Consider the following 8,364-nt stretch of genomic DNA (forward strand, 5'->3'; position numbering starts at 1 on the left):
GAGAGGTCCTGTTCTTTTACCTAGCCGCGTGAGCGGTGGGCAAAGGGCAAGGTTTCTCTGGGGCGCGGATACAAAAATGCCGCGCGGGGCACCCGTAGGCACCCCGCGCGGCATTCAGGCCTTACTGGCAGGCTTCGCAGTCAGGCTCGTCGATCGCACAGGCCTTTGGCACTGGCGCCGGGCCGGCGGCCTGGACCGGTGCGCTGTCGCCACCGCTGGAAACGGCGTTGAGCTTGCCGGTGTTGATGGTCGACTTCTCGGTGCTGGTTGCAGCCAGGGCACGGAGGTAGTAGGTGGTTTTCAGGCCACGGTACCAGGCCATGCGGTAGGTCACGTCCAGCTTCTTGCCCGAGGCGCCAGCGATGTACAGGTTCAGCGACTGAGCCTGGTCGATCCACTTCTGGCGACGCGAGGCAGCATCGACAATCCACTTGGTTTCCACTTCGAACGCAGTGGCGTACAGGTCTTTCAGCTCTTGCGGGATACGCTCGATCTGCTGCACCGAACCGTCGTAGTACTTCAGGTCGTTGATCATGACCGAGTCCCACAGGCCGCGGGCCTTCAGGTCGCGGACCAGGTACGGGTTGATCACGGTGAACTCGCCCGACAGGTTCGATTTCACGTACAGGTTCTGGTAGGTCGGCTCGATCGACTGCGACACGCCGGTGATGTTGGCGATGGTCGCGGTTGGCGCGATGGCCATGATGTTCGAGTTACGAATACCTTTTTGTACGCGGGCACGTACCGGAGCCCAGTCCAGGGTCTCGTTCAGGTCGACGTCGATGTACTTCTGGCCACGGGCCTCGATCAGGATCTGTTGCGAATCCAGTGGCAGGATGCCCTTGGACCACAGCGAACCCTGGAAGGTCTCGTACGCACCGCGCTCATCGGCCAGGTCGCAAGAAGCCTGGATGGCGAAGTAGCTGACCGCTTCCATCGACCTGTCGGCGAACTCGACTGCAGCATCGGAACCGTAGGCAATGTGCTGCAGGTACAGAGCGTCCTGGAAGCCCATGATGCCCAGGCCGACCGGGCGGTGCTTGAGGTTCGAGTTACGCGCTTGCGGCACCGAGTAGTAGTTGATGTCGATCACGTTGTCGAGCATGCGCACGGCGGTGTTCACGGTGCGTTGCAGCTTGGCGGTGTCCAGCTTGCCGTCGACGATGTGGTTCGGCAGGTTGATCGAGCCCAGGTTGCAGACTGCGATCTCGTCCTTGTTGGTGTTCAGGGTGATCTCGGTGCACAGGTTCGAGCTGTGGACCACGCCCACGTGCTGCTGCGGAGAGCGCAGGTTGCACGGGTCCTTGAAGGTCAGCCACGGGTGGCCGGTCTCGAACAGCATCGACAGCATCTTGCGCCACAGGTCTTTGGCCTGAATGGTCTTGAACACCTTGATCTTGTTGTACTCGGTCAGGGCTTCGTAGTACTCGTAGCGCTCTTCGAAGGCCTTGCCGGTCAGGTCGTGCAGGTCTGGCACTTCCGAAGGCGAGAACAGGGTCCACTTGCCGTCATCGAAGACACGCTTCATGAACAGGTCAGGGATCCAGTTGGCGGTGTTCATGTCGTGGGTACGACGGCGGTCATCACCGGTGTTTTTACGCAGCTCGATGAATTCTTCGATGTCCAAGTGCCAGGTTTCCAGGTAGGCACACACCGCGCCCTTGCGCTTGCCACCCTGGTTCACGGCAACGGCGGTGTCGTTGACCACTTTGAGGAACGGTACAACGCCCTGGGACTTGCCGTTGGTGCCCTTGATGTAGGAGCCCAGTGCACGTACAGGGGTCCAGTCGTTGCCCAGGCCACCGGCGAATTTCGACAGCATGGCGTTGTCGTGGATCGCGTGGTAGATGCCCGACAGGTCGTCCGGCACGGTGGTCAGGTAGCAGCTGGACAACTGCGGGCGCAGGGTGCCGGCGTTGAACAGGGTCGGGGTCGAGGCCATGTAGTCGAAGGACGACAACAGGTTGTAGAACTCGATCGCGCGGGCTTCCTTGTCTTTCTCTTCCAGCGCCAGGCCCATGGCCACACGCATGAAGAACACCTGCGGCAGCTCGAAGCGTACGCCATCCTTGTGGATGAAGTAGCGGTCGTACAGGGTCTGCAGGCCCAGGTAGGTGAACTGCTGGTCGCGCTCGTGGTTGATCGCCTTGCCCAGTTTTTCCAGGTCGAAGTCAGCCAGGGCAGGGTTCAGCAGCTCGAACTCGATACCTTTGGCGACGTAGGCCGGCAGGGCCTTGGCGTACAGGTCGGCCATTTCGTGGTGGGTGGCGCTGTCGGCTACGTTCAGGAAGCCCAGGCCTTCGGCGCGCAGGGTGTCCATCAGCAGGCGGGCGGTGACGAACGAGTAGTTCGGCTCGCGCTCTACCAGGGTACGGGCGGTCATCACCAGGGCGGTGTTGACGTCCTTGATGGCCACGCCGTCGTACAGGTTCTTCAGGGTTTCGCGCTGGATCAGGTCGCCATCGACTTCGGCCAGGCCTTCGCAGGCTTCGCTGATGATGGTGTTCAGGCGGGCCATGTCGAGCGGCGCCAGGCTGCCGTCGGCCAGGGTGATGCGGATGGACGGGTGCGGCTCGACCACGGCATCGGTGTTGGCGCGGGTGGCACGCTCCTTGGCACGCTGGTCGCGGTAGATCACGTAGTCACGGGCGACTTTCTGCTCGCCGGCGCGCATCAGGGCCAGTTCGACCTGGTCCTGGATTTCTTCGATGTGGATGGTGCCACCCGATGGCATGCGACGTTTGAACGTGGCGGTAACCTGCTCGGTCAGGCGCGCGACGGTGTCGTGGATGCGCGACGAAGCGGCAGCGGTGCCGCCTTCAACTGCGAGAAACGCCTTGGTGATGGCCACGGTGATCTTGTCGTCGGTGTAAGGGACGACAGTGCCGTTGCGCTTGATCACGCGCAGTTGGCCAGGGGCGGTAGCGGCCAGATCCTGGTTGGAATCGGCAGCTTGCGGCACCTTGGCTTGCGGGTTCTCGCGAGTTGTGTCGGTTTGCATGGGTGGGTGTCTCCACAGTTTCTATAGTGTTCAGGCGCCTTTTGGGCGCCCACCGTTCCGTCCACTTGCTCGATGCCCCGGCGGGGATGCGCAATGCATGCGCATCCGCCCGCGCGGGCGTACCGACTTCGGGACAGACTCAGGAATTAGGGCAATAGCTCGCCGCTCCCTGGCCGAAGTCAAAGGTTCTGGGCCTGAGCCCAAAATCTGTTGCTGATGAGTGTCAGGCCTGGCCTGCAACACCCATACCCGAACAAGGCCCTGGAAGGGCTTGCCTCGGTCGCCTCCGCAGGAGCGGTTTGGCTGCTGAAATCACTTGAAGTTCCGCCCGGAAAATCGCTCGATTTTGCGGGTTGACTTTTGTGTGTGATTTTGCACGAACCCCAACATCTAGTGGTTCGCTGCGATCGGGATACAAGATAATGCGGTATTGGGGCCTTTGCAAGGCGAGCGCCTGTGGATAACGTGTGCGTACTTTGTGTGTGAATGGTGGGTATTGGCTGTAGGCCTTGTGCCAAGTGGTTTGCAGTATTTTTCTGCGCCTTGCTGCCCCGGGGCAGTTTTTTTCGGGCGCGAACCCTATCACAAAAAACGGTTCAGTCGAGGGGCTGTGAGTGGCTTGGCAGTGCCGGGGGCGGGACGTAGTATCCGAGGCAGATGTTGCCTTTTGGTTAAAGGGGTATGTTGCCTGTGCCGGCCTCTTCGCGGGCGCTGGCAAAAGAAAAACAACAAGCGAAGGCCTAAGCCATGGACCATCCCACCCCCCGCATCCTCATTGTCGAAGACGACCAGCGCCTGGCCGAGCTCACCGCCGAATACTTGCAAGCCAACGGCTACGAGGTCGCGGTGGAGGGCGACGGCGCCCGCGCCGCGCGGCGCATCGTCGACAGCCAGCCCGACTTGGTCATCCTTGACCTCATGCTGCCCGGCGAGGACGGCCTGAGCATCTGCCGGCGTGTACGCAGCCAGTACCCCGGCCCGATCCTGATGCTCACTGCCCGCAGCGACGAACTCGACCAGGTCCAGGGCCTGGACCTGGGGGCCGACGACTACGTGTGCAAACCGGTACGCCCACGCCTGCTGCTGGCGCGTATCCAGGCCCTGCTGCGCCGCAGCGAGGCCGTGGACAACAAGCGCCAGGACCTGGCCTTCGGCGCCCTGCGTATCGACAACCGCTTGCGCGAGGCGCGCTTGGGCGAAACGCTGATCGAGCTGACCGGCGCCGAATTCGACCTTCTCTGGCTGCTGGCCAGCAACGCCGGCCGCGTGCTGACCCGCGAGCAGATCTTCACCGCGCTGCGCGGTGTGGGCTACGACGGCCAGGACCGCTCCATCGACATCCGCATTTCAAAAATTCGCCCCAAGATCGGCGATGATCCGCTCCAGCCCCGCTTGATCAAGACCCTGCGCAGCAAGGGCTACCTGTTTGTCGGCGAGGCGCCATGAACAACTCGATCTTCCTGCGTATCTACGGCGGCATGCTGGCTGTGCTGGTGCTGGTGGCCCTGCTTGGCATACTCAGCCTGCATCTGGTCAACGAAGTGCGCGCCGCCCAGCACCGCGAAGGCCTGGCCCAGGGCACCTTCAGCCTGATGGCCGACAACCTCGCACAGCAGAATGACACCGAACGCAAACGCTCGCTGCTGATTTGGGAGCGCCTGCTGGGTGTGCCGCTGGCGTTGCAGCCCATGACGGCGCGCACCCTCGACGGCGGCCAGCGGGCTCGCCTGTACCGTGGCCTGGTGGTGGTCGAAAAGACCGGCCCGCATGCGGCACAAGTGCTTCGCAAGGTAGGCCAGGAAGACCTGATGCTGGTCGCGCAGATCAAACAGATAAGCGAGCAGTTGGCGCGCGCCACCCTTTATCTGCTGGCCGATGAACTGGTGCGTTACCCGATCACCGAACAGCAGCAGCGGTTGGCGCAGATCAAGCAGGAAAAGGGCTTCGGTTTTGGCGTCGCCCTGCAGCGCATCGAGCGGGTAAGCCTGGACGATGACCAGCGGCGCCGGGTCGAGGAGGGCGACACCGTGATGGCGCTGGGCAGGGATGGCGACTCGATCCGAGTGTTTGCCGGGCTGTCAGGTTCGCCCTGGGTGCTGGAAATCGGCCCGTTGTACCAGCTCAACCCGTATCCACCGCAGTTGCTGATATTGATCGCCTTCCTTGGCCTGTGCCTGATCGGCCTAGTGGTCTACCTGCTGGTACGCCAGCTGGAGCGCCGTGTGTCGGGCCTGGAAGTTGCCGCCACTCGTATTGCCCAAGGCAGCCTGGATACCCGCGTGCCTGCCGGTGACGCCGACTCGGTCGGGCGCCTGGCCGCTGCCTTCAACGGCATGGCCGAGCACCTGCAGCGCTCGCTGACCATGCAGCGTGAGCTGGTGCGGGCGGTGTCCCACGAGCTGCGCACGCCGGTTGCGCGCCTGCGGTTTGGCCTGGAAATGATTGAAAGCGCCACCACCGAACAGGCACGGGCCAAGCACCTGGCAGGCATGGACGGGGATATCCAGGACCTCGACAAGCTGGTTGACGAGATGCTGACCTATGCCCGCCTGGAGCAGGGCGCACCGGCCTTGAAGTTCCAGCGGGTAGACCTGGATGCCTTGCTCGACCGCGTGATCGAAGAGCTGGCACCGCTGCGTGCCGAGGTGCGGGTGGTGCGTGGCGACTGCCAGGGCGCGGACGCCGATGGCGCCTGGGTCGAGGCCGAGCCGCGTTACCTGCACAGGGCCCTGCAGAACCTGGTCGGCAATGCCATGCGCCATGCCGAGCGCGAAGTGCGCCTGAGCTACCAGCTGGGGCAGCAACGCTGCCGCATTGATGTGGAAGATGACGGCCCAGGTATACCCGAGGGCTTCTGGGACCGTATTTTCACCCCGTTCACCCGCCTCGACGACAGCCGTACACGGGCCTCGGGTGGGCATGGCCTGGGCCTGTCGATCGTGCGGCGGATCATCTACTGGCACGCAGGCCGGGCCACGGTGGGGCGCAGCGAGGCGCTGGGCGGCGCCTGCTTCAGCCTGAACTGGCCGCGCCAGCAGGCCCCTTTGTAAAGGTCAGACGCTGACCAGGCTGAGCAGGTGGCCGTCCTGCACGCTGAACTGGCCCTGCAATTCTGCGCCGTGCTGCCATTGTGGCGACAGGTCGGTGAGCAGGCGCAGACGCGCCAGGCCATCGGCGGACCATTCCAGCACCTCGGCGTGCTCGAAATAGAAGCGCTGGCGAGTGAGCGGGTAGAGGGTCTTGAACAGGCTTTCCTTCAGCGAGAAGGTCAGGGTGACCGTCAAGCCGAGCTGGCGACGGTCCAGGCGTTCGAGTTCGGGTGGGGTAAGGATTTCGCCCATCAGCCGTTCGGCGCGTTCGTCATCCAGCAGGGACTCCTGATCCAGCCCCAGGCCTTGGCAGCTGCCCTGGGCCGCGACCACGGCGGCGGCCCAGCCTTTGCCATGGGTGATCGAACCGAGGATGCCTGCCGGCCAGATCGGTGAGCGGTCCTCGTGGGTGCCGGGCACGTAATTGCGGCCATCCAGGCGTTGCAGTGCAGCGCGGGCGCATACGCGGCCGGCCAGGTACTCGGCCTGGCGCTTGGCCACCGAGCGTTGCAGGCTGGCACTGGGCACGATGCCGGCACGCTGGAAGTCATCGCGGCCCAGGAGGGCGGGGTCAAAGGCGCAGCTGACCAGCACCGCGCCGGGGAGCGGGCGGGGTAAGGGCCAGTGGTGCTGGAGCGGGGCGCAACAGGCGGGGAGTGTGTTCATGGGGCTTATTGTGCCAGCCGCAGCAGCGGTGTGGGAGTTGGGATTGTTGGGGCCGTGAAACGGCCCCCGACAATCTCTACTTGAACACTTTCTTGAAGAACGCCTGCATATCCGCCCAAGAGCTTTCATCCGCCGCCTTGTTATAGCCAATGTCCGGCCCGCCATGCTCGCCATGGCTCAACCGGTCAGCATCGGGGTTGGTAAACCCGTGCTTGGCGCCTTCAATACTGACGAATTCATAGTTGACCTTGGCCGCCTCCATTTCTGCCTTGAACGCATCCACCTGCTGTTGGGTGACCATGCTGTCCGCCGCCCCGTGCTCGACCAGGATATCGGCCCGCACCACGCCCGGTTTTGCCGGTGTCTGGGTAGCCAGCGCACCATGGAAGCTCACCACGCCGTCCAGCTTCTCGCCCCGGCGCGCGGCATCGAGCACCACCTTGCCGCCGAAGCAGTAACCGACAGCACCCAGCTGATGCTTGTTGGTATTCGGTTGCAGCTTCAACAGTTCAAGGCCGGCGTCGAAGCGTGCTGCCGCCGCTGCCGGGTCCTTCATGGCGGCAGTCATGAACGCCTGGGCGTCCTGCGGGTGCTCGGTGTGCTTGCCGTCGCCATACATGTCGATAGCCAGCGCGTTGTAGCCCAGCGCCGCCAGGTCGCGGGCGCGGCGTTTGGCGTAGTCGTTCAGCCCCCACCATTCATGCACCACGACAATGCCAGGGCGTTTGCCCTCGATGGCGTCGTCGTAGGCGTAATAGCCGACCAGGCGGTTGCCATCGGCGTCCTGGTAAGGGATTTCACGGGTTTGTACCGCCGCTTGGGCTAAGGCGGCGCTGCACATCAGGGTCAGGGCCAGCAGGGCACGCATGGTTACTACTCCTTGTCTTGCAGACAGTTCGTTCAGCCGGTGTTCAGCCAGGGTTCAGTCGCGGTTCAGGGTGCCCTGCTTACTCTAGCTTCCAGACCGAAACAGCGCACCCAACTGGAGTATCCAGCCATGAAAACCTTCAATACCCTGCTTGCCGCCATGGCCGTCTGCGCCGCTGGCATCACCACCGCCCAGGCCGCCGACGACAACTTCGCCAGCCTGACCTACGGCCAGACCAGCGACAAGGTTCGCAAGTCCGGCCTGCTGCAGCGCAACACCGACCATCTCAACGCCGATGGCATCATCGGCAAGGATGACACCTGGGGCGTGCGTCTGGGCAAGATCAATGACCAAGGCCGCTACTACATGACCTATGACAACGTCTCGGGCGACCACAGCGGCCTCAAGCTGCGCCAGGAAAACCTGCTGGGCAGCTACGACCTGTTCCTGCCGGTGGGCGATACCACCAAGCTGTTTGGCGGTGGCAGCCTGGGCGTGACCAAGCTGACCCAGGACTCGCCAGGTGCCAGCCGCGATACCGACTACGGTTATGCCTATGGCCTGCAGGCGGGTGTGATCCAGGACATCACCGACAAAGCCTCGGTCGAACTGGGCTACCGTTACCTGCGCACCAATGCCGCGACCGAAGTGGGCGAGCGTGGCGGGCCGAAGGACGGCACCCTGCGCCTGAGCAGCAGTGCGCAGACCTACCTGGCTGCAAGCTACAAGTTCTGACGGGC

The 8,364-nt window shown here is 63.4% G+C and carries 6 protein-coding genes; 3 read left to right on the top strand and 3 right to left on the bottom strand.

Translation table 11 applies throughout. The features are described 5' to 3' along the window. Window positions 1-121: 121 nt before the first annotated feature. The gene (locus APH36_RS10675; protein ID WP_060498596.1) at window positions 122-3,001 is read right to left on the bottom strand and encodes a ribonucleoside-diphosphate reductase subunit alpha; all 2,880 of its coding nucleotides are present in this window, start codon (window positions 2,999-3,001) and stop codon (window positions 122-124) included. Window positions 3,002-3,748: 747 nt separating this feature from the next. Between APH36_RS10675 and APH36_RS10680 the strand changes: the two genes are divergently transcribed. Together APH36_RS10680 and APH36_RS10685 are read left to right on the top strand one after the other, a co-directional pair. Beyond that, entirely contained in the window at window positions 3,749-4,447 is a 699-nt protein-coding gene (locus tag APH36_RS10680; RefSeq protein WP_060498597.1) for a response regulator transcription factor, read from the top strand. After that, window positions 4,444-6,051 (top strand): ATP-binding protein, encoded by a 1,608-nt coding sequence (locus APH36_RS10685; RefSeq protein WP_027615350.1) that lies wholly within the window; start codon window positions 4,444-4,446, stop codon window positions 6,049-6,051. The genes APH36_RS10680 and APH36_RS10685 overlap by 4 nt, the downstream gene beginning before the upstream one ends. Window positions 6,052-6,054: 3 nt before the next feature. On the opposite strand, the gene APH36_RS10690 is transcribed toward APH36_RS10685, so the two are convergent. Next, a complete protein-coding gene (locus tag APH36_RS10690) occupies window positions 6,055-6,756 on the bottom strand; it encodes a 4'-phosphopantetheinyl transferase (protein ID WP_060498598.1) in 702 nt (233 codons plus the stop codon). 76 nt (window positions 6,757-6,832) lie between these two features. Further along, window positions 6,833-7,624: a dienelactone hydrolase family protein gene (locus APH36_RS10695; protein ID WP_060498599.1), complete on the bottom strand. Its 792-nt coding sequence runs from the start codon at window positions 7,622-7,624 to the stop codon at window positions 6,833-6,835. A 129-nt stretch (window positions 7,625-7,753) separates the two neighbouring features. Between APH36_RS10695 and APH36_RS10700 the strand changes: the two genes are divergently transcribed. Beyond that, window positions 7,754-8,359, top strand: a complete 606-nt coding sequence (locus tag APH36_RS10700) for an outer membrane beta-barrel protein (protein ID WP_060498600.1) — start codon at window positions 7,754-7,756, stop codon at window positions 8,357-8,359. The last annotated feature ends 5 nt before the right edge of the window (window positions 8,360-8,364 follow it).

This window comes from Pseudomonas sp. NBRC 111133 (genome assembly GCF_001320605.1).
Classification (GTDB): Bacteria; Pseudomonadota; Gammaproteobacteria; order Pseudomonadales; family Pseudomonadaceae; genus Aquipseudomonas; species Aquipseudomonas monteilii.